Source organism: Sphingobium sp. CR2-8, assembly GCF_035818615.1.
Taxonomy (GTDB): Bacteria; Pseudomonadota; Alphaproteobacteria; order Sphingomonadales; family Sphingomonadaceae; genus Sphingobium.
In genome coordinates this window covers 3385726-3409945 of the sequence record NZ_JAYKZY010000002.1, presented here as the reverse complement: position 1 = coordinate 3409945, position 24220 = coordinate 3385726, and the positions used below count along the sequence as shown (strand labels likewise).

General features: G+C 53.4%; 21 protein-coding genes. 10 read left to right on the top strand and 11 right to left on the bottom strand.

Features of this window, described 5'->3' with window-relative positions; genetic code table 11:
- Window positions 1–42: 42 nt before the first annotated feature.
- Window positions 43–549 (bottom strand): GDP-mannose mannosyl hydrolase, encoded by a 507-nt coding sequence (locus tag U5A82_RS20680; protein WP_326292728.1) that lies wholly within the window; start codon window positions 547–549, stop codon window positions 43–45.
- Window positions 550–806: 257 nt separating this feature from the next.
- Between U5A82_RS20680 and U5A82_RS20675 the strand changes: the two genes are divergently transcribed.
- The 5 genes from U5A82_RS20675 (at window position 807) to U5A82_RS20655 (ending at window position 6821) form a co-directional block, all read left to right on the top strand.
- Window positions 807–1898, top strand: a complete 1092-nt coding sequence (locus U5A82_RS20675) for a glycosyl hydrolase family 28-related protein (protein WP_326292727.1) — start codon at window positions 807–809, stop codon at window positions 1896–1898.
- Between the two features lie 215 nt (window positions 1899–2113).
- Entirely contained in the window at window positions 2114–3256 is a 1143-nt protein-coding gene (locus tag U5A82_RS20670) for a KpsE/RkpR family capsule polysaccharide export protein (protein WP_326292726.1), read from the top strand.
- Window positions 3256–4062 (top strand): ABC transporter permease, encoded by an 807-nt coding sequence (locus U5A82_RS20665; RefSeq protein WP_326292725.1) that lies wholly within the window; start codon window positions 3256–3258, stop codon window positions 4060–4062. Before U5A82_RS20670 ends, U5A82_RS20665 begins: the two co-directional genes overlap by 1 nt.
- Entirely contained in the window at window positions 4059–4718 is a 660-nt protein-coding gene (locus U5A82_RS20660) for an ABC transporter ATP-binding protein (RefSeq protein WP_326292724.1), read from the top strand. The genes U5A82_RS20665 and U5A82_RS20660 overlap by 4 nt, the downstream gene beginning before the upstream one ends.
- Before the next feature lie 189 nt (window positions 4719–4907).
- The gene (locus U5A82_RS20655) at window positions 4908–6821 is read left to right on the top strand and encodes a glycosyltransferase (protein WP_326292723.1); all 1914 of its coding nucleotides are present in this window, start codon (window positions 4908–4910) and stop codon (window positions 6819–6821) included.
- 10 nt (window positions 6822–6831) lie between these two features.
- On the opposite strand, the gene U5A82_RS20650 is transcribed toward U5A82_RS20655, so the two are convergent.
- The 3 genes from U5A82_RS20650 to U5A82_RS20640 form a co-directional block, all read right to left on the bottom strand.
- Complete coding sequence (locus U5A82_RS20650; protein WP_326292722.1) at window positions 6832–7686, bottom strand: hypothetical protein; 855 nt, start codon at window positions 7684–7686, stop codon at window positions 6832–6834.
- 198 nt (window positions 7687–7884) lie between these two features.
- Complete coding sequence (locus tag U5A82_RS20645) at window positions 7885–9429, bottom strand: glycosyltransferase family 4 protein (RefSeq protein WP_326292721.1); 1545 nt, start codon at window positions 9427–9429, stop codon at window positions 7885–7887.
- A gap of 54 nt (window positions 9430–9483) precedes the next feature.
- The gene (locus U5A82_RS20640) at window positions 9484–13362 is read right to left on the bottom strand and encodes a glycosyltransferase (protein WP_326292720.1); all 3879 of its coding nucleotides are present in this window, start codon (window positions 13360–13362) and stop codon (window positions 9484–9486) included.
- A gap of 196 nt (window positions 13363–13558) precedes the next feature.
- Here U5A82_RS20640 and U5A82_RS20635 point away from each other — a divergent pair, with 196 nt between their 5' ends.
- Complete coding sequence (locus U5A82_RS20635) at window positions 13559–13822, top strand: hypothetical protein (protein ID WP_326292719.1); 264 nt, start codon at window positions 13559–13561, stop codon at window positions 13820–13822.
- A gap of 171 nt (window positions 13823–13993) precedes the next feature.
- Here the strand turns inward: U5A82_RS20635 and U5A82_RS20630 are convergent, their stop codons facing one another.
- Both U5A82_RS20630 and U5A82_RS20625 read right to left on the bottom strand, forming a co-directional pair.
- Complete coding sequence (locus tag U5A82_RS20630; protein ID WP_326292718.1) at window positions 13994–15262, bottom strand: polysaccharide biosynthesis/export family protein; 1269 nt, start codon at window positions 15260–15262, stop codon at window positions 13994–13996.
- A gap of 105 nt (window positions 15263–15367) precedes the next feature.
- Window positions 15368–16579: a glycosyltransferase family 1 protein gene (locus tag U5A82_RS20625; protein WP_326292717.1), complete on the bottom strand. Its 1212-nt coding sequence runs from the start codon at window positions 16577–16579 to the stop codon at window positions 15368–15370.
- A gap of 164 nt (window positions 16580–16743) precedes the next feature.
- On the opposite strand from U5A82_RS20625, the gene rfbC reads away from it, so the two are divergent.
- From rfbC to rfbA, 4 genes are all read left to right on the top strand, one after another.
- Window positions 16744–17310: a dTDP-4-dehydrorhamnose 3,5-epimerase gene (gene rfbC, locus U5A82_RS20620; RefSeq protein WP_326292716.1), complete on the top strand. Its 567-nt coding sequence runs from the start codon at window positions 16744–16746 to the stop codon at window positions 17308–17310.
- On the top strand, window positions 17310–18371 hold the full coding sequence (rfbB, locus tag U5A82_RS20615) for a dTDP-glucose 4,6-dehydratase (RefSeq protein ID WP_326292715.1): 1062 nt from the start codon (window positions 17310–17312) through the stop codon (window positions 18369–18371). Before rfbC ends, rfbB begins: the two co-directional genes overlap by 1 nt.
- Complete coding sequence (rfbD, locus tag U5A82_RS20610; RefSeq protein WP_326292714.1) at window positions 18371–19267, top strand: dTDP-4-dehydrorhamnose reductase; 897 nt, start codon at window positions 18371–18373, stop codon at window positions 19265–19267. The genes rfbB and rfbD overlap by 1 nt, the downstream gene beginning before the upstream one ends.
- 85 nt (window positions 19268–19352) lie before the next feature.
- Window positions 19353–20219: a glucose-1-phosphate thymidylyltransferase RfbA gene (rfbA, locus tag U5A82_RS20605; protein WP_326292713.1), complete on the top strand. Its 867-nt coding sequence runs from the start codon at window positions 19353–19355 to the stop codon at window positions 20217–20219.
- Between the two features lie 67 nt (window positions 20220–20286).
- On the opposite strand, the gene U5A82_RS20600 is transcribed toward rfbA, so the two are convergent.
- The 5 genes from U5A82_RS20600 to U5A82_RS20580 all read right to left on the bottom strand — a co-directional run bounded on the left by U5A82_RS20600 (window position 20287) and on the right by U5A82_RS20580 (window position 24196).
- A complete protein-coding gene (locus tag U5A82_RS20600; protein WP_326292712.1) occupies window positions 20287–21195 on the bottom strand; it encodes an NAD-dependent epimerase/dehydratase family protein in 909 nt (302 codons plus the stop codon).
- Between the two features lie 161 nt (window positions 21196–21356).
- Window positions 21357–21494: a hypothetical protein gene (locus U5A82_RS20595; RefSeq protein ID WP_326292711.1), complete on the bottom strand. Its 138-nt coding sequence runs from the start codon at window positions 21492–21494 to the stop codon at window positions 21357–21359.
- The gene (gene fcl, locus U5A82_RS20590) at window positions 21491–22447 is read right to left on the bottom strand and encodes a GDP-L-fucose synthase (RefSeq protein ID WP_326292710.1); all 957 of its coding nucleotides are present in this window, start codon (window positions 22445–22447) and stop codon (window positions 21491–21493) included. The genes U5A82_RS20595 and fcl overlap by 4 nt, the downstream gene beginning before the upstream one ends.
- A gap of 11 nt (window positions 22448–22458) precedes the next feature.
- A complete protein-coding gene (gene gmd / locus U5A82_RS20585; protein ID WP_326292709.1) occupies window positions 22459–23598 on the bottom strand; it encodes a GDP-mannose 4,6-dehydratase in 1140 nt (379 codons plus the stop codon).
- A 100-nt stretch (window positions 23599–23698) separates the two neighbouring features.
- The gene (locus tag U5A82_RS20580) at window positions 23699–24196 is read right to left on the bottom strand and encodes a glycosyltransferase (protein ID WP_326292708.1); all 498 of its coding nucleotides are present in this window, start codon (window positions 24194–24196) and stop codon (window positions 23699–23701) included.
- Window positions 24197–24220: the final 24 nt, after the last annotated feature.

Sequence of the window (24220 nt, the reverse complement as noted above, 5' to 3'; positions counted from 1 at the left end):
TTGGCTCTTGCGGAGGCAAAACGCGCGGCCGGGCCTGATTGTCTACCCAACCGCTCGATGGCAGGCAATCCAATCAAGATAAGCTTGGGCATAGGGGTGCACAATATCATCCTTATGCCCGGGCACCTCGAACCAGCGCCAATCGACATGCTGACCGGTCATGGAAATTTGCGCTTCTTCTTCCTGGGTCAGCGAGATCCAATAAGGCAGGTTCACATAATGTGTACTGACCTTGCTGCTGAACGCACTATCTTCGTAAAAATGGTCCCATGCCCCCATCAGCGCGGCTCGATCAAAGGTTACCTGCCCCAACGCGAGTTCTTCTTCCATCAGGCGGTGGAAAGCGGCATGCTGGCTTTCTCCCTTACGGATTCGACCGCCGGGCGTGAACCAGAAACCTTGAGCGGGAGGGTTTTTGCGCAATCCGAGCATCAATTGACCGGATGCGTTAGTGACACATAAATCCAGGGAAATCAGCGGCAGCGCATCGACGGCCATGGTGAAGATTGTCGGACTCAGATATCCGGACGCGTCAGTGTCGCAAGCCATTACATTTCCTGTTTTTGCGGATGCATCGCGCTCTAGCGATAAGTATCTAGCGCGTCTAACCAAAGCAGCTTCTGGTCTTTTGCTCGTCTTTTTGGCTGGACCGGCAACAGGATACAGGCCAGATTTGTGAGGTCCTGCGTGATTTGCCGGTCGACTGGTCGGCTGCCGAGTATTTCGGATCGCGGTAACGGTGGGTTCAGATTGACTACGTTCAGTCAGTCGTCCCGGAAATTCGAGGTGACGTTATGGATCGACGCATGTTTCTTGCCGGGGCGGGGACTGGTGGCCTGCTGCTGCTGACAACGACAGCCTGTCGGGCAGCCTCCGGTTCTGGTGGAGCATCGCAGGATGTCATAGCTCATGGGGCAAAGGGGGATGCAAAGACGCTCAATGACGCTGCTTTTCAGGCGGCAGTTGATGCTTTGCCGTCGACGGGTGGCGAAGTATATATTCCACCAGGCATCTTCTTAAGGGCGGGACCGACGCGAACCGGCGGTAAGCCTGTTATATTTCGTGGTGCCGGAAAATCGGTTTGCTCGATCGAAGTGGTTCATCAAAGCAACGATATATTTGTTCATACCGGCGTGGAAAGCGCTGAATTCCGTGACTTTACCATCTACAGTTCAGTTCAGCGGACGGGCGGCGCTTATATCCGGCTTGATCCTGGCGCAAGCAAGATCAACTATTCTTCAGCGGTCGAACGGGTACGCATGTACGGTTATTATGTCGGTGTCGATCTTGTACGCTGTTCCGATGCTCGTATTCGCGACTGTCCGTTCAATGGGAAGGCCGGAACCCACGCCGCGCTACTCATTCGCAACCTGACCAATGCCGATAGTGGCGATAACAGCGTCACAGGATGTTTTTTCGGCGGTTCCGGTGGGGCCGGCATCCGTCAGGAATCATCAGGCGGGTTACGTGTGATCGACAACAAATTCAATGGCTTGGTCGACAGCTTTATCCTTTCGCCCAACGGCGAGATCGGCACCAGCATCCTTCTGATCCAGGGCAACAGTTTTGAGAATGCAACTCGTCAAAACATCCTTCTGGATCAAGGCAATGGGAAAACCATTTTCACTTATGGCATCATTACCGGAAATCAGTTTGGTTATGCTCCTACGGCGATCAATGTAAAGGGAGGTGGCAAGTCATTTTTCGGATTCGTGATCGATCATAATATTTTCGCGGTTCCTAACAATGGTGTCGGTGTGCTGCTTGATGGCGGCAATATGTTCCAGGTGAGAGACAATCTGTTCGATGGTGTCGGCACCGGTGGCAAGTCGGTTGTCGTAACCAAGGCTGAGGTCAATCCCGATGTGGGCGCCAACCGCTTGCACAACGTCCCCTAATAGAGGATGGTTTCTGGTGGAACTGGAATCACGTCATAGCTGCGTGTTGCGCTCGCTTCGTCCCGGTCGTGTGTTTTGCAAATGACATCTCGAACAGGCCCGTATATTTAAGCCGTGACAATCTCGGCCCATTACGCCATGGGCGGATATGCCAGATCGGGCATTACACCATTGTGCGGATCTGGAATGAGTTTACGGAGAAATGAGTCGATTGCATGGTGCAAAATAAAGAGCATTTCGAAGAAACCTCGCACCAGAATCTCATGGGCAAGGTTCGTCAAATTAAACCGATTTTCGCGATTTTCGTTATAATTCCAACTATTCTGGCGGCGATTTATTTCGGCTTCATTGCATCAGACGTTTATGTGTCCCAATCTCATTTCGTCGTCAGGACGGAAAAGAAGGAACAGGCGTTCGGTATTGACTCCCTGATAACCGGCGCATCGCGCTCAGGTGCCAGCGATGAAATATATGCTGTCGAAGAATACATGAATTCGCGCGATGCATTGCAGAATCTCAACCGCGATAAGCTCGTCACGAACGCTTACAGTCGGCCTGAAATTAGCTTCTTCAACCGTTTTGGTTCATCATTTACCGGAGCAAGTAACGAAGAACTGTATAGGTACATGCAATCTCGGGTTACTGCGACCTATGATGGCAGCAAGTCAGTCACGACACTCCGCGTTCGCGCATACACGCCGCAGGATGCTCAGCGGATCAACGAACGTCTGCTTCAGCAGGGCGAGGCGCTTGTCAATAAGCTGAACAATCGTGGCCGTAACGACCTTATCCGCTATGCGGAGGGTGAAGTCGAGGAAGCCAAGGAGCGGGCGGCGCGGTCGGCAGAAGCTCTTTCTGATTTCAGGAACCGTGGCGGCGTTGTCGATCCTGAAAAGCAGGCCAGCGTCCAGATTCAGCTTGTGTCGAAGTTGCAGGATGAAATGATTGCGGCCCAGACGCAGTTGGACGAGTTGCGTCAGTTTGCTGCAGACAATCCGCAGGTGCCGGTGCTTCAGCAGCGCGTAGCGAGCATTCGTCGGCAGATGGGTCAGGAAATGGGAAAGATTGCTGGCGGTCAGCAGTCATTGGCTGGTAAGACCCCTGGTTATGAACGCCTTTCGCTCCAGAATGAATTTGCTATCAAGCAGCTGTCCGTTGCCTTGGCATCGCTGGAATCTGCCAAGAACGAGGCACGGCGGCAGCAAATCTATATTGAACGCATCGCTCAGCCCAGCTTGCCTGACAACGCGGCAGAGCCTAAACGTCTGAAGGGTATCCTGTCGACCTTCATCCTTGGACTCGTCCTCTATGGCGTTTTCACGCTGCTATTCGCAGGTATCAAAGAGCATCAACCCTAATGGCTACTGCGGTTCCCGGAGCAGTGTCCCGTTTTCTACAATCGTGGGCAGTGCAACGTCGTGTCATCTGGGCCTTGCTGATGCGCGAGGCCCTGACACGCTATGGCCGTCACAATATTGGGTTTCTGTGGCTATTCGTTGAACCTATGCTGTTCACGCTGGGTGTTACTGCGCTATGGACTGCCACGGGAGCGGGCCACGGCAGTTCGCTTCCGATTACCGCCTTTGCGCTTACTGGCTATTCCAGCGTCCTGCTGTGGCGGAACATGCCCGGACGTTGCGTCCATGCAGTCGAACCAAATGCGTCGCTGATGTTCCATCGCAATGTCCGGCTTTTTGACATATATTTTTCGCGCTGTCTTCTCGAAGGGGCGGGTGCGACCACATCTTTTGTACTGTTAACTCTGTTTTTCTGGTGGTTAGGCTGGATCGAACCGCCGGAGGACGTGCTCAAAGTGATTGTTGGTTGGACTATGCTGGGCTGGTTCGGCCTTAGTCTCGGCATGTTCATCGGGTCGTTGAGCGAGCGCAGCGACGTGATCGAGAAGCTCTGGCATCCCGCCACCTATCTGTTGTTCCCCCTATCCGGCGCCGCCTTCACCGTGAGTTCGTTGACGCCTCATTTCAGAGACTTCATTCTCTGGTTCCCGATGGTCCATGGCGTCGAATATGTTCGTGAAGGCTTTTTTGGGTCCCGGGTCCATGCGATTTACGATATGAACTATATGATAGGCGTCAATCTCACGCTCACCATCCTTGGCCTGATCCAGGTTCGCTATATTGCAAACAGAGTGACTCCGGGATGATCGAACTTCATAATATCACTAAGGTATATCCCACAACGCACGGTCCCATTTCGGTACTCAAAGGCATCAACCTGCGGGTCGAACGCGGAGAGAAAATTGGAATATTGGGGCGTAACGGTGCTGGCAAATCAACCATGATCCGCATATTAAGCGGCGCTGAGCAACCTACGTCCGGCACTCTGACCAGAGGCATGTCCTTGTCCTGGCCTTTGGCTTTCGTAGGCGGATTCCAAAGTTCGCTTACCGGGATTGATAATCTGCGTTTTGTCTGCCGCATTTATGGAGTGGACTATCAGGATAAGGTCGATTTCGTAAAAGATTTCACGGAACTAGGTCGGTTCCTGGATGAACCCATTCGCACTTACTCATCAGGTATGCGGGCACGTCTCGCCTTCGCCTTATCCATGGTGATAGAGTTTGACTGTTTTCTCATCGATGAAGTGATCGCCGTGGGCGACCAGCGGTTCTACGAAAAATGTCATGAGGAACTGTTCGTCAAACGGGCCGACCGTGCTCATATCATCGTATCGCATCATCCCGACTTCGTCCGATCCTATTGTTCCAAAATCGGGTTAATTACTGACGGAAGGCTTTTCGAATTTAACGATGTCGAGGAAGCGTATCAGCGTTATGATGAAGTCCTGCATCAGGCGTGAAGCCTAATGTCAAAGAGGCGGTCATCGATATCGGTCAGGTTGTTCGGGATACTCCATGCCCGTCTCGCGTCGCGTAGGGCCAAGTCCAGTCTGGAACAGGCGGATTGGGAAAGGGCAGTTGCTCTTTGGGCAGATGTTGCCCGTAGAATTCCCTTCAGCGCCAGGGTGGCTGTTCAGTACGGACATGCCTTGCGTCGATCGGGCGCCGTGTTCGAAGCAGCTCAAGTCTATGAGCGCGCCATCGAGCTGCGCCCTGGTATGGCAACGGCTTGGCTTGGGCTGGGGATCGCGCGCAAGGCGATGGGGATGCGATCGGCAGCCATAGCTGCCTTTGTCGAAACCCTGCGACTTGATCCGTCGATCAGGAACGCCAGAGCCGAACTCGTCACCTATGGCGCGCGGGGGGAGCAGGGACGGCTGGCAGGGCGTAGGACGAGCATGGCCGATGCTATAAAGGGCCTGACATTGTCGATACGCGAAGCGACCAGATGGCAACGTGAACTAGACGATCTTTCCGTTTTCCTGCCTAACAGCTATCATGATTATCGTACTACACTGGCTGTCAGAGCGCCTATTGACATGCGTGCGTCCCTTCGAGAGCCGCTCCATATCCTGATACGGGCACAGGGCGTACCGCCATCTGCGATCAGAGGATCGCTGCAGAGCCTGTTGGCGCAGTCATTGCTTGGCTGGACCGCGACGGTTCTGGCGGATGAAGGCGGCGTAAATCATCCTGTTGCCAGTCTTGCACATGTTGATCCCCGTGTCCGATTCCGCACTAGGGGACAGGCAGATGAAACGTTTGAGGGCTGGACGCTCTTGATCGATGCCGGAACCGTACTGCATCCGTTAGCGTTGGATTGGTTCGACTGGACTAGGTCAACGGACTGCGCGGCCGCCTATTGCGATCACGACCGGGTCGAACGGGACTGGAAACACGGCCCTCACTATAGCGATCCCGTTCTGCAGCCGGTCTATGATCGCTATTGGTTCAATGACGCGGCCATCGCTCCTGCCGCCATTCTGCTTAGGCAGATTTCGGCTGAGGATCATACGATCGCGGAATATCTTTCGGAAGCGGCAGGCAAGGGGAGCGTAGCGCATATTCCGCTACCCTTGGCCTCGCGTAGTGGACAATGGCAGGCCGGAAGCGTCGGCACGACAATATCTGTATCGGATATCGATAACGAAGCACGAATCTGCGTTATCATACCGACACGTGACAATCCTGCTCTGCTGAAACCCTGTATAGATAGCTTGCTGCGATTTGCCGACAGGCCGGATCAGATTGACATCAGGATAGTCAGTAACCGGACGGCTCTACCCGAAAGCAAGGTACTGTTGCGTGAATTGGCCCGGCGTGAGGGCACGGATGTCATCGACTTCGACGAACCCTTCAACTGGTCCCGAGCTAACAATATCGCTGCGCGCGATTGTACGGCTGATATTCTGCTTTTCCTCAACGATGACACGGAAATGCAAAGTCAGGCCTGGGACGGCATTTTGAAGCAGCTCCTGGCTCGTGATGACGAAGTTGGGGCAGTTGGCGCACGACTGCACTATCCACAAGGTGGCATTCAGCATGCGGGCATCATGTTCGGTCTCGACGAGGGTGGGCCACAGCATGAAGGCAGATGGCAGGAATCGGGATCTGAAGGGCCTGCAGGGCGCTGGTCCCGCAGTCATGCCAGTGCCGCGGTTACGGGCGCATTCATGGCTATGCCCCGCAAGATGTTCGATCAGCTAGCCGGTTTTGATGAACAGAACTTTGCCATCGCCTATAACGATGTGGATATGTGTCTGCGCGTGCGTGAAGCAGGCGCGCTAGTCATTTATTGTCCTGATATCATTATGATCCATCATGAATCGGTTTCGCGTGGGAGCAATCTGACGGCCGAGATGATTGATTGGGATCAAGCCGAACTAGAAAGCCTGCATCGCCGCTGGGGACGAGAGATTTTTCTCGACCCCGCCTACAACCCCAATTTTACACGGACAGGCTATCCGTTTGATGGTTATCGTCAGCCGTCGTCACAGGAAGTTGCCGAACATGTGAAGCGTAGCGCTAAGACTAAGCCCTGGTCAGTGAAGCGACAACATTAAGCTTACGGCTTCAAGACATGTCGCCCGCGATCCGGTTCTGGCTTTTTGCGAAGCGCCTATAATCGGCATCATACTCCAGAAGGTCGCATAACTGACGACAAGCCGCGGATTCACGCCCCAATTTCTCACCGTGCGATATAACCTCCTTTTCCACGGTTGGGATCATGATAACGTTGGAGTGGCGATGCCTGCCGCTATTACCAGTCAAGGTTACGGATGCCCAATCGCCCTGAATACCCAGGTCGCGATCCTCAAGATGCAGCGCCCCGAGAATTTTTTTCGCTGTTACAGCCGTATGCTGGCAAAAATCTTCATACTGATAGCGCGGGACGGAAGCGTTTTTCCTGATGTATATGATGTATCGTTCGCAATAATGATCGAAGTTCAAATATTCATGCGGAAAACTTTTGATAAGCGAAAGATAGCTGCTAATCGGATGGCGGACGGTGATGATGCTTTTTTCAACAGCGCCGGTTGGGATACATCTTTGAATTCCCCGGATTTTCCGTGCTGATACCATATATGTTGAATGAGCGTGCTCGCGCAATATAAGGATGCGGTCGCTCATCCGACACCAACGTTGCGACAGCGCCAGTTGGTCCGTGAACAAGGCGTCGCGCTGCTTCCGTGATTTGACGATACTCAACGAGCCGAGTTGCGAAATGGGCATGAAAGGATCGAAACGGACGAACTGATCCGGCCCGTCCGGCGAAACCTCGCTGATCAATGCTACTTTACGATAGGACGCCAGAAAGCGACTGATCAATGTCCCACCAGTACAGGCCTGATGGGAGATGATCCGGTAGATGTCGGGTGAGGATGGAATTTGCGAGGTATGGGCGCTAGATTGGCCAGTCTTTGTCATAGACATCGCCGACGCTGCCCAAGATACACGGACAGACGTTGAAGCTGCCATAATCCATTGTCTATCAAGCTATTACTCGGATTCGTCATGTCATCAAGCATTTTGATATCTCCGCTTAAACGCCGAACGGATCGACAAACCATGAATAACTTATGCCAAGTTCAGGCAGGATCGAACCAGACAGTGATAGGAGATGAATCAGCCTCCAACAGGACAAAAATCGATCTTCTCAACCAAAAGTCCTAAGGTACGGACATCATTGACCACAACCTTGTCGACCCGAACTTTGATCGAACAGCGCTGATTAATAAAATCACTCAAATCCACCGCTATTTGCTGTTGATAGCCAAGGTCGAAGCGCTCAACCTGAAATTCAGCTTTCAACACGTTATCATTGACATAGATCTGCAGCCACTGATCGCGGCAAATGTTCCGAAAAGTCAATTGTATAACTGCTGTATTTGCGCTGATCAAACAGTCTGGAATCTCAAATTCCTGACCATTCATCCAACGGAATTCCATCGTCAGCCCGCTTTCCTGATAGGGGCCTTCCACCGGACTGAGGCCCGTAATCCGATGATCGCGGATTTCGATCTGGTCGATATTCCTCATATTCGCCTGCGAAGCGTGGACGATCCGGTCCAGTGCGACCTGTCGCTGCGGCGATCGCGGCTGACTCGGCAGGAACTGATCGACGGCCGCGAGGAAATCCCTTGCGAAGTTACGTCTCGCGTCATGATAGTCGATCGTGGCGAGAAGTGGCGTCGCTTGAGAGGAGACCTCCTGCATGACATCAGCCAGTGATTTGGGGTCATGACGAAAGAAAAAGCGCCCACCGCTTGGCAACTGTTCCTTGTGAACGTTGAGGTCCGATGCGACAATGAACTTCCCCATCGCTTTCGCATCCTCGATCACTGTCGACCAGCCCTCAAACAGCGATGGTTGGACGACATAATCCGCTTCTTTCATCAGACAGAGTTGATCTTCGCGGGGAATGAAGCCAAGAAAATGAATGCGATCCTGGATGCCCCATTCAACGGCTTGCTGCTTAAGCATTTCGGAATAGCCAGGGACGCGATAATCGGACTCTTTGCCTGTAAAGACGACATCGACATATATCCCCCGCTGCTTCAACAGGTAAACCGCCCGCATGATGACGATATGGTTTTTGTGGATCCAGACCTGATTGGCGCAGATGATGTAACGAGCGGGCATGTTATACTTCGCTCTGATGTCCTTGCATTTGCTTGCGTCAAATTTGTCGAAGCTGGCAAAACGGACGACTGCAATATTTTGACATTCTCCGGGATAGAATGTTTGCACATCGTTTGCGACATCATGGCTGCTCACGATAAGTCCAGCCGTTGCGAAGCGACGACGGTGATGCCCTTGACGCTGAGCGATCTCATTGTCCGAGAAGAACTGGCGCAGGTGCAGTTCCTGGAAATCGGGAATCCAAGAAATAGTGATTGTGGATTCCTCGTCGCTGTCGGGATAGGGAAATATTGCGTCGAACGGAGGTTCGCCGGTCCGGGAATCATATTCCGACGTCTTCACCCAGCCGATATGATGATAGCCCGATTCTCTCAGGAACGACACCGACTGCATTTTTTCGCAAATGATATAGATGAAGACCTGCTCTTCTTCAGGAAGAAGCGCCAAGGCGGAAATGAGATTGCGGAAATAATAGCTGCCGCCAATCCAGTCTTCGTCCAGCTCAAAGCGAATGGCGATATTTCTCATTACAATTTCCTATCAGATGGCAATCTGGCATCCGTTCCAGGCCAGTCTTAGACGTCAATACCTCAATTCTACGGCCCAATCAGGCCGAGACTTCAGCCTTGATCGACTTTCGATCAACGGACTGAGCCTCTTCCGTATTACATGGTCGCGACAATATCTTAGCAGGATTACCACCGACAACGCAGTAGGGGGGACATCCTTCGTGACGACCGAATGAGAGGCGACAACTGCCCCTTCGCCGATGGTGACACCCTTCATGACAACCGACCCAAAGCCGATCCAGGCACCGTCACCAATGACAATCGGCGCTGATGTAACATCATACCATGTCTTGAACGTACCCATCTGCCCTCGCAGCAGACCGACACGCCAGTCATCCGCATCATTCTCGCGCATTGTACGATCCAGCGAATGGGCGTTGCTGTCCATCACGGTGACGTCCCACGATAACATGACATTTCGGCCGATACGAATGCCATCTGGCTGGGTGCAGATAAGCAGGCTGCCGCCGCCGATCGATGTATTGTCGCCGATGGTGATCTGGCCGATCCCACGTTCGAACACAAATGACCCGCCAACGTCGCACTGGTCGCCAACAATCACATAAGGGCGGCTTTCCTGCTGGACCCGCACGTCCACATACATGCTGTCGGTACGGCTATCCTTGCCAGCGACTACCGGCTGAAACTGCATGCGCGGCACGATCGTGGGCAGGTGCCCACCAATATCCTCGTCGAATACATCCAGCGATTCTATGATGAAGCCAAGTTCGCGTCCTTGCATGAATGAACGGACGAGCGCACGCATATGGACGATCGCATCGTCCCCGGATTTGTCGAGCGGGAATTTATACTCGATTCTTTTGCTGATGTCAGGGCCGATACAGGGCCAGCTTGACATGAACCGATCCGTTTCAAACAGAACCGCCTGACCCTCGATCACGTTACGGAAACGGATATGGAAAACCGGACGCGAATAACCCCGCAAGTCCAGGCGGACAAAAACATCCTGCCCGTTGCTCCAAGCAAAGGCCGATGGCGCGCCGGGGATAGACGACCCATCCTCCACGTCCCACAGGCCGACCACCTCATGCTGCCTTAATGTGCTGGAAAGCGGATGAAGTCCTTCACCGACCTGAGAGGATGGGACGAAAATCCTTTCGGAGGCTTTCATCATGGCTTGATATTTGCCGCCGTCCTGCTGTCCCCAATGGGCAATCCAGTCCGGCGAGTAGGTACGGATCATATTCAATTCGGCGCTGCCACCGTAACGGTAGATGAGCTTGCGTTCATCATCCCGCAAATCGGCCAGCACCGCAGTGACGAATTCCAATTTAAAGGCATCATCGACCATATGTTCGATGAACATGGAAGGCATAGCATATGTTAATGCCAGCCCAGGCATGCGGAACAAAAGCCCTTGGGCTGATAGGAAGTCGAGACACAGGCGACGTATATGCAGGAAATCGAACACGCGCTTTGAACGCACGGTCATGATCGACCCCGACCGCCGCAGGTAATAGTAGCTAACAACGGGATCAATATATATGTTATCGACCGCATGTACTAAACTTAGAGCAAAATGATGGTCTTCATAATAATATCCAACCGGGAACGTAAGGTGATGACGTTCCAATAATTCCTTTTTGACAATGAAACGCCATGTCTGCGCATTCCATCCTGCGATAGAGCAATATAGTTCTTCACTGCGACTTGGTCGCCACACCATACCGACCAGCGCAGGCTTCGCGATGGAATCATTACTGATAACGCCATTTTCATCTATGAATGCAAAATTGACGAGATGAGCGTCAGGCGATTCTTCGCGCAGCACGCGCGCAATGCGGCCTAGGCTGTTGGCGCGAAGATGGTCGTCGGAATCGACGAACCAAACATATTTGCCCCGGCAGATTGTCAGTCCCGACAATCGTGCCTGAGCAAGGCCGCCGTTGGGTTGCGACAGGATTTTGACACGGCCATCAAGTGCTTCAAAAGCACGAGCAACAGCCAGCGTATGATCAGGTCCACCATCATCGACGACGATCACTTCCAGATCGTCAAAACCTTGTGACAAGATGGTGTAGAGTGTCTTTCCGAGATATTGCCCGACATTATAGGAAGGAAGTACAATGGACAGTAAAGGTGTTTCTAATTTAAATCCAACGTATTTTTTATTTTGGATATTGTAAAGATCTGCGATTTCGTCCCACTTGACGCCGTCGAATATTTCAAGAATTTTTTCTAGTGGGACATTTTCTGCGCGTAATGCTTCGGCCATGCTAAGATTGAGGGCGAGGCTGTTATATTTCTGCAATACGGGGCGGACCGTTTCCGGCGGGCTCCACCCCCTCGATCCGTATAGCAGGGCAAGAGCGTCTTCATGCTCCAGCGGAACATCCGGGAAGTTTTGCCGTATAAGGCCACCTGCCTCTTGCCAGACCAAATCTGGATTGTTGTTGGACATTCCGGTCAGGGGGAACATGACGACCGGCTGCGCCACATAGCTAAAACTGGCCCCGGCATGAATGGCGCGGTGCATCCAGCGCGTGTCTTCGGCCATCGGATAAGTCCGACCGAAATAGCCGACCTTTTCATATATCGACCTGGTTGCGAACATGCCGTTATGCCCGACCGGTCCGCCGCTGACGAAGGCGTTCAACCCCCAGGGTTCATCCTTGCGCTTATGCAATGTGCCATCGTTGCGCAGTTCCAGCGTCTGTCCCCCGTAGACGTCAGCCCCTTCGCGGTAGAAGGCGTCCGCGACAGCATCCAGGCCGCCGGGCAGATACACGTCGCCTGCACCAACAATCCCAATCAATGAGCCGCGTGCGACGAGCAGCCCTTTGTTGAGGGCATCATACAAGCCGTCGTCCCTTTGGCTGAAGCATTGTGAAACGACATGCGGCCACTGAGCGGCAATTTTCAGCGTATCGTCACGCGAGCCGCCATCCAGCACGATACATTCTATATCGCCGCGGTTCTGTGCCTCGATGGACCGCAATGTAGCTGGCAGATCGGCGGCAGCGTTGAAGGTTGCAATCAGGACAGTGAAAAGCGGTGCGCGTTCCCGCAAGGATGCGGTATGAACGACCTTTGCTGGCCCACGGGTCCAATCGACTCCGCCAAATACCTCGATAGCTTCCTGCCGTCGTCCCTGCTTGGTCAGTTCCTGACAAAGCGCAATATTCAATCGAGGCGAACGAAATGAGATCAAGCGGCTCGCTACATCCCGCGCATCGTGCCCGTTGACGATTGACGCGATCATATCGGCGTCATCATTACCCAGCAGAAATTCGGGAAAATTGGCCCGCAGGCGATCATATTGATCAGCTACTATAGTAGGCTGCCCGACTTCAGGAAGAAAGACCAGTGGATGGGACAGGAAGGATGCCGGGACGCGGCTGGTCAGAATGGCGCCCAAGGCCCCTGCGAAGGCATGTTCCCCGTCACCCGGCCACCAGGGACCGAGGGCTCGATATAGCGCCGGTTCGACAAAAGCTGATTGAGACAGGGGCGGTATTATCCCCAGCAATGCGCTTTGTGCTAGTGCCTCCGTCAATTCTATGGTGGTCGGTTCAAGCGCCTGTGCGTCACCTGGAGTAATGGCCGCACCCAGTACAAAGGTTGCGGCGTCCGCGCGACGCGCCTGCGCTACTGCTCTAATCGCTTCGGGTGACAGCAGCGTTCCTGCCTGGATGACGGCCATTAGCTTTCCGGGGAGTGAAGCAGCCCGTTCACGCAAGGCTTTCCCGATGTCACCTTCAAAATACTGAACTGATCCTTCCAGCCATCCCGACGGGGATATGATCGTTCCCGCTGGTGCAAGGATAGTGATGTCAAGATTGAGAGCAGGGTCAGCTGAAAGCAACTGCATTGTTGTCTGCAAACCAAGGTTATCGCCAGTTGCCAAAACGATAATGGAAAATTCAGTCATTTCTCAATCCGTTCATAACTAGCTTAACACAACATCTTACAATTGGACCGTCAAAAGATCCGTAAATCATGTTTTTGTCTTGTTCAGCGCCAATACTTCAATATCGTCCTCGCGCGTCATTGCAACTTTCTAGAATTGTAAATTAAAGGCAAGGTCGTCAAATAATAAAGGTTTAGATGTCGCTGGCGATCCCGATATGCCGATAGGGGGTTTGTTATACCCTTTTTCCCCCGATTTAATGACGGTGGGGCTGCGACTTATATTACCAAAACGATTATCGGAAAAAGATAATGAAAAATTGAGATCATCACAAGTTGACTTGAAAATCCACCGCCATTTGGAGGCGACGATTCCAGGGCGATCCGATCTGCAGCCTGTCGCGCCTGAGAACATCATTACCTCCACCCAAGCGGATCGTAATCCGCAGCAACATGTTAACCCTGGTAAATTCATCGCCTGAATTCGCGTTATGCGTCAAGGAACTACGTCGAGTTTTTTCAGGTGCGAAGTGACCGCTTAGCTGCCTGATTGAGAATTGGTAAGGTCAAACATATGGGCACGTCGGACTGCATATTCCTATATGCGGGATCCTAGATGGGATCGCGCATATAGGGGATGGGCGTCAGCGATATCAATTTCTGTTGAAAATCGTCTCTAGGCTGAGGATCGGGAACACCGTCGCGGATATGATGCTGGTGAACCGCGATACATCGACCAGAGGCGCCGTAGAGACATAAATTATGTCCTTGTCCCGCATCGGGAACTTCTGGGCCGCGAAAAATGTCGCCGGATCTTTGAGATTGAAGCGATAGATTACAGGCACCCGGCCTTGTGGATCGATCGAGACACGTACCGGGCCTTTGGGCGTCTGGCGGACGGGGTTGGCGGGGTCAAGGCCCAATGCGCGTGCATCCTCGAACCGAAACAGGAAGCCACCGCTGGGGTTGGCGGTCTGGCCGTCCAGGCCGCCCGAGCGCCCCAGCGCTTCTGCAAGGTTCAGGCCCGTTGACTCGAACGGAACTTCCTTATTCTGCCCCGTCGCGCCCAGCGCCGTAAAGCTGAGTGGCTGATAATAAGCGGTAACGATGTCACCGGGGGCCAGGATGACATTCTGGCGGGGGTCGCGAATGATCGTTTCCAACGGAATGGATTGCACTTGAGATCCACGGCTTAGCTGGATGGTCACCTTGTTCACGGGCTGCTTTGAACCGCCGGCGATGGCAATGGCGTCAAGAATCCGCTCACCCTTGCCGGAAAGCGGCATCACGCTGCTGCGATCGACTTCGCCAACTATGGTTGCTGTTGCCGTCGCACTACGCGCAAAGCTCACCATGACCTGCGGCATATGTGCTTTGCCGCGAAGGCGCTGCACAATGTCGCGTTCCACCTGCTTGGTGGTGCGGCCTACAACTGCGATCTGTCCTGCGAACGGCACCGTGATCATACCATCTGCATTGATGATCTGATCTGGAAGCGTGGCAACACGCGCCGTGTCGCCCGACGAGGTGCGCGACAGTGCCGATACACTGTCGGAAACTGCGCGGGCGGCAGATGAGGGCGAGCCAAACAAGACGGCAGGCGGCGCTTCCCAAATGGCAATGCTCAGGATGTCGCCGTTGCCGATTATTGTGCCGACCGGCGTTGCGCCTCCCATGACGTCAGCAAAGGATATGTCGTCGATGGTCTTGCGAACCGAATGGGCTACGTCCATGTCCAGATTGACCAGATAAACAGATGAACCGCCTGCCTGAGCGCCAGCGCGTGTCACCGCCGAAACGGACGGACCTGTTCCGCTGACGGCATTGCAACCAGCCAGCGCCAAGGGAATGCCTGCCAAAGCCAGATATCGTGTCGAGGTAAATTTTGTCGCGAACCGCTTTTGACGCATATACAAGGTCATGTTCCGATCTCGTTCAAGGCTGAAGTCCGCGATTCCAATGCCGTCTTGCTAGACCGGATGGCAGGCGGGTATAACTGCGAACGGGCGTATAGAGTGTCCCGATAATTAACGCAATAATGTACCCAGTCGCCTTTCATATTGCACCTGCGAGAAAAAATCTGCTCGTATCCGACCCTTGGCGGACAAACTCTTTCGCAGCGCACCGTCGCGATCGAGTTGCTTTAGTCCATCTCCAATTGATGTCACGGACAAGGGATCGACAAGCAATGCCGCATCATCGACGACTTCTCGCAACGCGCCGGCATCTGCGGTCAGTACAGGCGTACCGAGCGCCATGGCTTCCAATGCGGGAAGTCCAAACCCCTCATACAGGCTCGGAAACAAGACAGCGCGAGCTGATCGTACGAGATTTATCAGGTCGGTTCGCGGAAGATAGTTGAGCCAGATCACATGTTTTTCAGGATGATCCGTTAGCATTTTCAGCATTGCGATATCCTGTTCGCACTGCCACGCAGGCCGACCGACAACAACCAGCGGCGTGGAAATGTCGGCATCGTGGTACGCTTGCAGCAACCGAAATAGGTTCTTCTTTGGTTCGATCGCTCCAAAGAACAGGAAATATTTTCCATGCGTCAGTCGATGCTCATCCAATGTCCGTTGATTATCGGAATCGTCTTCGTCGTCATGGGGCACAATCTGATAAGTATTCGTCACAATGTCAGAAGAAAATCGAAGATAATGAATTATGTCAGATCGGGACGTTTCCGAAACGGTCAGTATGTGATCGGCTCGCTTGCCTATGTCCCTGCATAATCTGTGAAATTCGGATGCGTTTCTGACGAGTTCGGGATGCTTGATCGGCACTATATCGTGAATAGTGTATATGTTTTTGGCGCCCTTGACATAGATCGGCAAGGGATAGGTCCAATGTGCGATATCTATATGAGGGGCTTCGACGGCGGTGAACAATCCTGTCCTGCGATAGGCCCCCTTTGCTGCGCGAAACAGTCTTGCACGGTTCCAGAGCATATCGACCGATGGCACTGACAGGTTCGGATCGACATGCTCTGGTTCGATCTGCGTGATGGAAAGTCCCAAAGGCGCCTGAACGAAATCAATCAGCTTGCGTGCGGAGCGGCGAATGCCTGCCCCAGTGGGATGGGCACGATTATCGCCCGCGGTCAGATTATCCAGGCCATAGAGCAATTCGACGCGATGACCCATGGCACGAGCGGACTGGATGAAGCCTCGACCATATGTCGCCACACCTGTCCCTGAAGAAAGGCCAATATTATAGCCGTCTACCAGAATATTCATGCATGAAACTGCAAATTATCGTCATTTATCAAGCGGCTTCCAAAATATATCGCAGCCCCTGATGCCCGATTTTCCACCGCATTTCCCTTGCGCAGCATTTGCAAATTCCCGTATACAATACTTGCTTATGAACCTGGCCGACCGATCTTTGCAAGGGATGTTCGATGTTTTTGGAACGCCTCGCTATCCCGGAAATCATTCATATCGAGCCTCGAAAGTTTATCGATCATCGCGGTTATTTTACGGAAAGTTTTCGAGATGACTGGTCCGAATTAGGTATCGGCATAGGCGGGTTTATACAGGACAATCAATCGCTTAGCGTGAATCCCGGCACCATTCGCGGACTTCACTTCCAGACGGGGCGATTTGCTCAGGGGAAATTGGTGCGCTGTGTCGCTGGAGCGTTGTTCGATGTGGCTGTCGATATTCGCCATGGCTCGCCAAGCTATGGGGCCTGGGTCGGCGTTGAGTTGACCGCCGACCGCGGCAACCAACTGTGGATACCAGCTGGTTTCGCACATGGTTTCTGTACACTGCGCCCAGATACTATTCTATGTTACAAGGTTAGCGCCTATTATAGTGCGGAGCATGACAAGGGCATCGCCTGGCATGATCCTGCTATTGCTATCGCTTGGCCAGAGGTAGCGAATCCCACATTGCTGTCGGAGAAGGACAGGCAACTTCCACTCCTAGCTGACACGCCTGCTTATTTCAGTTGGAGTGCCATGTGATGCGCATCATCGTAACCGGCGGGGCTGGTTTCATCGGATCGGCGCTGGTGCGGCATCTCGTGCACGATGGCGGTCATGACGTACTCACTATCGACAAACTGACCTATGCCGGGTGCCTAGCTTCGTTGCGAGACGTGGCGGACGATCCACGGCATCAGTTTCTTCAGGCTGACATTTGCGATGCTAGAACAGTGCGGACGGCGATCGAGACATTTCGTCCCGATCGCATCATGCATCTTGCGGCAGAAAGTCATGTTGATCGGTCCATCATCACCGCAGCGGATTTCATTCAGACGAATATCGTGGGCACGTTTACGTTGCTGGAAGCCGCGCGCGCTTACTGGAAAATGCTGAGTGCGCCACAACAGTCACGTTTCCGCTTCCTACATGTTTCCACAGACGAGGTGTATGGTTCGCTTGGAGACGACGGTCTTTTTGTCGAAACGACGCCCTATGCACCTACATCGCCCTATTCTGCCTCGAAGGCATCGTCTGACCATCTGGCGAAGGCATGGTATCACACCTATGGCCTGCCCGTGGTCGTTTCCAACTGTTCCAACAATTATGGTCCATATCATTTTCCCGAAAAGCTCATTCCTCTGACCATCCTGAACGCGCTCGCCGGCCGCCCTTTGCCTGTCTATGGCACGGGACGGAATGTACGCGACTGGCTGTTTGTCGACGATCATGCGCGCGCGCTTGATCTGATTGCGGGTGCCGGCCGGCCGGGCGAAACATATAATGTCGGGGGACGAAACGAACTTCAGAATATCGACGTCGTACGCACCATTTGCAAGATCCTGGACGAACTCGTCCCGGTCGACACGCCGCGCGAAGAACTGATCCGTTTCGTGACCGACCGTCCCGGCCATGACGTGCGCTATGCCATAGATGCCACCCGTCTGGAGACTGAAGTGGGCTGGCAGGCGCACGAGGATTTCGGCAGTGGCATCCGCAAGACCGTGCAATGGTATCTCGACAATGGATGGTGGTGGCGTCCGTTGCGCGATCGCTATGATGGCCAGAGGCTGGGAATCTTGCCTGAACAGGTTGGCAGTTGATGCGCATGGTCGTGACTGGCCGTCACGGCCAAGTCGTTACCGCTCTGACGGAACTGGCGCGAGATTGTGATTCAATCACGGTCGTTCCTCTTGGGCGGCCGGCACTGGATTTGGCAAATCTGGGCGCTATAGATCAGGCTCTGATCGGGGAGAAGCCTGATATAATTATATCCGCCGGTGCCTATACGGCTGTAGACAAGGCAGAAAGCGACGATCAGCTTGCTATGACCGTCAATGGCCGGGCGCCAGCCGTTATCGCGGATACCGCCGCGAGGCTGGATATCCCTCTCATCCATCTGTCCACCGATTATGTGTTCGATGGGACCGGGGTGACTGCCTACGGGGAAGATGATCCGGTCAATCCGGTCAGTGTATATGGCCGGACCAAAAGGGCCGGGGAAGAAGCAGTCATGGCGGCAGGGTGTGACCATGCCATTGTGCGCACATCTTGGGTCTACAGTCCGTTCGGCAGCAATTTCGTCAAAACGATGCTGCGCCTGGCAACTGAGCGCGACATGGTGGCGGTCGTAGCCGACCAGAAGGGCGCGCCGACCAGTGCACTCGATATTGCCCATGGTCTCTTCACCATGGCGGACCAAATGTTAACATACCGAACCGATCCCGGACGTCGGGGGATTTTCCATCTTACCGGCGCAACATCGACTGACTGGGCGACCTTTGCCGAGGGTATTTTTGCCGCATCGGCGGCATGGGGTGGGCCCAGTGCGGCGGTCCGGCGCATCACGGCTGCCGATTACCCGACCGCTGCTCGACGGCCTGCCAACTCACGACTGGACAATGGCAAATTGCTGACGCATTTCGGCATATCTCCACCATCATGGACCCAGTCGATCATTCCGGTCGTAGAAAGACTGCTAAAGGCAGATATTGGCTGATAGGTAACGAAGGCCTCCAGTTGGCAAGCAGCTGTAGACATGCTTTCCTCCCGGCCAGAGGGGTACAGAAGATGGGATTCGGCAAATGAAGGGCATCATTCTCGCAGGCGGCACGGGGTCGCGCCTTTATCCCGCAACGCAGGCGGTTTCGAAGCAATTAATCCCGGTATATGACAAGCCGATGATCTATTATCCTCTGAGTACCCTTATGCTCGCGGGAATAAGGGATATCCTGATCATAACGACACCCCATGATCTGCCGCAATTTGAACGCCTGCTGGGGGACGGCGCGCAATGGGGCATCGCCATCCAATATGCTGTCCAACCGTGTCCCAACGGGTTGGCGGAAGCCTTCATCATCGGCGCAGATTTTCTTGAAGGCGGGCCCTCGTGCCTGATCTTGGGGGATAATATCTTTTTCGGCCACGGCCTGCCTGACCTGCTCCATTCCGCCCGACAACGCGACAATGGTGCATCGATATTTGCTTATCATGTGAACGACCCGCAACGCTATGGCGTCGTGGATTGTGACGAGACAATGAAGCCGCTGAGAATTGTTGAGAAGCCCGACAATCCTACATCCAACTGGGCGGTCACAGGGCTTTATTTCTACGATGCGCAGGTGACAGATATCGCGGCAAGTCTGCAACCCTCGCTGAGGGGAGAACTGGAAATTACGGACATCAACCGCATCTATCTGGAACTGCAGCAATTGCATGTCGAACCGATGGGGCGGGGGTATGCCTGGCTAGATACCGGAACCCCAGACAGCCTGCTGGAGGCATCCGAATTTGTCGGAACTTTGGAAAAGCGGCAGGGATATAAAATCTGCTGCCCGGAAGAGATCGCATTTGCCAAGGGCTTTATAGGACCAACGGAACTGGACCAGATCATCGGGTGCTTGGGCCAGAGTAATTATGGAGCCTACCTTCGCCGTCTGCTCAGGGATTGAATGGGGCGAAGGATCAGGCCGGTGTTATTGGATTGCCCCTTATTCTCGATAGAGAATAAGGGGGGCGTTATCGCTGCGTTGAAAACCAACGGACCAATTCGCTGACGCCGTCTTCAAAAGCATAGGAAGGCTGGTAGCCCATGGCGGTCAAGCGGCTGATATCGGCCCGCCAACGCAGGGGATCGCCTACGCGGTTGACGCCATTGAATGTCAGTTGTCCCGGCCATTTCAACTGCTGCAACAATGTACTGATGGCAAGCTTGACCGGAACGGCCTGGCCATTGGCGACGTTGATGGCGTCCCCGCGAAAATCGGCATGATCGATACAGGCGCTGACGGCACGACACACATCCTTGACGAAGATATAGTCGCGGGTTTCGTCCCCTGTGCCGGGACATTCAATGTGTGATAATGTCAAGGTTTTCTGAAAGATATCCCAGTAAAGCTGCTTGCGCAGCCCAGGACCGAAGACCGAAAACAATCTAAGTGAGATAGTTTGCAATCCGAAGCATTCTGCATATTCACGACAAAGATTTTCCGCCGTCAACTTGTGCCAGCCATAGGGGGAAATGGGTGTCAACGTTGCGCTTTCACACACCGGATCACACTGGGGATTACCATAGACAGCCGCACTCGACATGTTAATGAATTGGGCAGTCGGCGCTTGTGTTCTCAACCCCTCGAGTATGTTCTGGACGAGGCCGACATTGAGCGCATAATCATTGTCAGGCCGCTTGAAGGACAAACCTACATCTGCGGCCCCCGCGCAGTTGATGACCACATCAGGTTGAATAGCCGCGATCACTGTGGTGAGATCAGGGTTTCCCAGCGGCAAACGGGTATAGAGCGGCGAATCGGACTCGACGATGTCAGCGGTGTAAAGCGTCGCCGTTTCAGATAAATGTCGAACAAGGTGACTGCCGACGAAGCCATGCGAACCGATTATAAAAATTTTCATATGCTGATCGGGCTTCATCGAACCCTAACCTCCGTCCAGAGAATGCCACCTCGGCAATCGAGCATGTATCCAGATCTGCAGCCGCATTGGAATTCGTTCCGAAATCCCTCGCTACCCAAATGGTGTGCCAGCGGTCGCCCAATTATTATCCCATCTGCCGGTAGGTGTAGGTGCAACATTCAAGTCGCCGCCGCAGCGTCGATGCCAATGTTCTGCCATTCCAGCATGAACTTTTGTTGTAGCCGCTTTCCGGCGTCAGGAATAGCAGCTTTCCTGAAACCTTGCGCGGCCGCCGTCGTGCCATAATGACGGCTCATGCCTCCCTAATTACCTGTTGGTTCTCCAGAAACCACTTATAGGTCGCTGCAATACCGTCCTTAAGGTCAATCTGCGCGCGCCAACCCATCCGGCTCAGTCGAGTGACGTCCATCAACTTTTTCATCGTGCCGTCAGGCTTGGACGGGTCAAAGGTAATCCGGCCCTTGAACCCGGTCACGTCTGCGATCAGGTGGGCCAGTTCTTCGATGGAAATATCTTCGCCTGTACCGACATTGATATGGCTGAGCATTGGCTCGGTTTCGGCAAGATAGCTTTCCTGCGGTAAATCCATGACGAACAAAGATGCATCGGCCATGTCATCGACGTGCAGGAATTCTCGACGTGGCGTGCCCGTTCCCCAGATCAGTATTTCTTCTGCGCCACTTTGTACGGCTTCATGAAAGCGTCTAACCAATGCAGGTAGGACGTGGGAATTTTCCAGATGGAAATTATCGCCCTGACCATATAGGTTGGATGGCATCACGCTGCGATAGTCTGTGCCATATTGCCGATTGTAGCTTTCACACAATTTTATCCCTGCAATCTTTGCGATGGCATAGGGTTCATTGGTTAGTTCAAGCTTCCCAGTCAGCAACGACTGTTCCCGCATCGGTTGGGGAACATCGCGCGGATATATGCAGGATGACCCCAGGAACAACAGCTTGTTCACGCCAGCTTCGAACGCCTGATGGATCAGATTGCTTTCGATCATCAGATTTTCGTATATGAACTGCGCCGGATAACTGTTGTTGGCATGGATGCCACCAACTTTGGCAGCAGCCACAACTACAGCATCAGGCCGCTCGTCCTGCATGAATGCGCGGACGGCAGCCTGATTCGTCAGATTCAGTTCCGCTCTGCTTCTGGTGATCGTTGCCACCCCGCGCTCGTTCAATTTGCGCAAAATGGCACCGCCAACCATACCGCGATGGCCAGCCACAAACACCCGCATACCCGTCACCATTAATTCTCGATCGAAACTGGAACTTCAAGTCCGTGCGCCTTGAGCAGCGCATGACGCTTAGCCGTCTTGAGGTCTTCTGCAACCATTTCCGCACACATCTCTTGAGCGGTGATTTCCGGCACCCAACCCAAACGATCACGCGCGCGGCTTGGATCGCCCAAGAGAGTTTCTACTTCGGCGGGACGGAAATAACGCGGATCGATCCGCATGATTACGTCACCGGCCTTGACTGCGCATTCAGCCGTATCGCTCACGCTGTCGACGATAGCGATTTCATCGATACCTTCGCCTTCAAAACGCAATGTGATGCCCAATTCCGCGGCGGACCAGCGGATAAATTCACGCACCGCATATTGCTGACCGGTGGCGATTACAAAATCTTCGGGTTTATCTTGCTGCAACATCATCCATTGCATGCGGACATAGTCCTTGGCATGGCCCCAATCACGCAGCGCATCAATATTGCCCATATACAGGCATGTTTCGAGGCCCTGGCTGATATTGGCAAGGCCACGGGTGATCTTACGCGTCACAAAGGTTTCACCGCGACGCGGGCTTTCATGATTGAACAATATGCCGTTGCATCCATAGATGCCGTAGGATTCACGATAATTTACAGTGATCCAGTATGCATAGAGCTTGGCGACGGCATAAGGCGACCGCGGATAAAATGGGGTAGTTTCTTTCTGAGGAATTTCCTGGACCAGGCCATAAAGCTCGGACGTGGATGCCTGATAGAAACGGGTCTTCTTCTCAAGGCCAAGGAAACGGATGGCTTCAAGCAGGCGCAGCGCACCGATGGCGTCAACGTCGGCAGTATATTCAGGTGCTTCGAAGCTGACGGCGACGTGACTCTGCGCACCCAGATTATAGACTTCGTCCGGCTGGATGTCCTGAAGCAGGCGCGTCAGGTTCGACGAGTCCGTCAGATCACCATAATGCAGCTTCAAACGGGGCGATTTCTCATGCGGGTCCGCATAGATATGGTCGACGCGCTGCGTGTTGAACGAAGAAGCGCGACGCTTGATACCATGAACCTCATACCCTTTTTCCAAAAGGAATTCGGCAAGATAGGAGCCGTCTTGACCAGTGATACCCGTAATGAGGGCAACCTTGTTACGATCGGAAGTGGCAACCATATATGCATCATACCTCTTGGATTAGGTGTTTCTGGCGTTCCGGGCCGCCGCAGGTAAGAATTAAAGCCCTGTCCCTGACAACATTTCGATCGTGTGCCCGTTAATTTCTATGCAACGTCCTTTTATGCGCTTCCTGGCGAAGACGATTTCCGAACGATGCGGCGTAGTCGCTATAGCTCCAACGTTTACCATCGTCCACAAGGATTGACTTCAATCTGCCTTGATCACGCTGCCAACGCTCGTGCCCGAGCCGGATGCGGCTTCGGGCGCTTGCGCTGATCTGGTCCATGTCATCTTTCGACAATCGGGATATCGCAAGCAAATTTTCTGCCGGATAGAGAATGCCCGATGACAGGTGGCCCACATAGTCATTTATCACGCCATTGTCCGGTGCCACGACAATCTGGCCCCGTGCCATGGCACGCGGGATAAACGGATCGAAACCGTTGGCATCTGGAGGAAGGATGACAAAACCGCACGAAGCGACGGCTTGCTCCATCAAATCCTGCTGAATTGCCGCTATCTGGATGACAGGGAAATTGATTGCTTCAGGATATTCTCCGGCACCGGGCACATACAGTTGGGTAGCGCCGATCATCCGGCATTGCTCGGCCACTTTGTG

Bases quoted from the DNA above. Each gene is read 5' to 3' on its own strand.
- U5A82_RS20680 (WP_326292728.1), bottom strand. From the start codon at position 549: ATGGCTTGCGACACTGACGCGTCCGGATATCTGAGTCCGACAATCTTC.
- U5A82_RS20675 (WP_326292727.1), top strand. From the start codon at position 807: ATGTTTCTTGCCGGGGCGGGGACTGGTGGCCTGCTGCTGCTGACAACG.
- U5A82_RS20670 (WP_326292726.1), top strand. From the start codon at position 2,114: ATGGTGCAAAATAAAGAGCATTTCGAAGAAACCTCGCACCAGAATCTC.
- U5A82_RS20665 (WP_326292725.1), top strand. From the start codon at position 3,256: ATGGCTACTGCGGTTCCCGGAGCAGTGTCCCGTTTTCTACAATCGTGG.
- U5A82_RS20660 (WP_326292724.1), top strand. From the start codon at position 4,059: ATGATCGAACTTCATAATATCACTAAGGTATATCCCACAACGCACGGT.
- U5A82_RS20650 (WP_326292722.1), bottom strand. From the start codon at position 7,686: ATGACAAAGACTGGCCAATCTAGCGCCCATACCTCGCAAATTCCATCC.
- U5A82_RS20645 (WP_326292721.1), bottom strand. From the start codon at position 9,429: ATGAGAAATATCGCCATTCGCTTTGAGCTGGACGAAGACTGGATTGGC.
- U5A82_RS20640 (WP_326292720.1), bottom strand. From the start codon at position 13,362: ATGACTGAATTTTCCATTATCGTTTTGGCAACTGGCGATAACCTTGGT.
- U5A82_RS20635 (WP_326292719.1), top strand. From the start codon at position 13,559: ATGCCGATAGGGGGTTTGTTATACCCTTTTTCCCCCGATTTAATGACG.
- U5A82_RS20630 (WP_326292718.1), bottom strand. From the start codon at position 15,262: ATGACCTTGTATATGCGTCAAAAGCGGTTCGCGACAAAATTTACCTCG.
- U5A82_RS20625 (WP_326292717.1), bottom strand. From the start codon at position 16,579: ATGAATATTCTGGTAGACGGCTATAATATTGGCCTTTCTTCAGGGACA.
- rfbC (WP_326292716.1), top strand. From the start codon at position 16,744: ATGTTTTTGGAACGCCTCGCTATCCCGGAAATCATTCATATCGAGCCT.
- rfbB (WP_326292715.1), top strand. From the start codon at position 17,310: ATGCGCATCATCGTAACCGGCGGGGCTGGTTTCATCGGATCGGCGCTG.
- rfbD (WP_326292714.1), top strand. From the start codon at position 18,371: ATGCGCATGGTCGTGACTGGCCGTCACGGCCAAGTCGTTACCGCTCTG.
- rfbA (WP_326292713.1), top strand. From the start codon at position 19,353: ATGAAGGGCATCATTCTCGCAGGCGGCACGGGGTCGCGCCTTTATCCC.
- U5A82_RS20600 (WP_326292712.1), bottom strand. From the start codon at position 21,195: ATGAAGCCCGATCAGCATATGAAAATTTTTATAATCGGTTCGCATGGC.
- U5A82_RS20595 (WP_326292711.1), bottom strand. From the start codon at position 21,494: ATGAGCCGTCATTATGGCACGACGGCGGCCGCGCAAGGTTTCAGGAAA.
- fcl (WP_326292710.1), bottom strand. From the start codon at position 22,447: ATGCGGGTGTTTGTGGCTGGCCATCGCGGTATGGTTGGCGGTGCCATT.
- gmd (WP_326292709.1), bottom strand. From the start codon at position 23,598: ATGGTTGCCACTTCCGATCGTAACAAGGTTGCCCTCATTACGGGTATC.
- U5A82_RS20580 (WP_326292708.1), bottom strand. From the start codon at position 24,196: ATGATCGGCGCTACCCAACTGTATGTGCCCGGTGCCGGAGAATATCCT.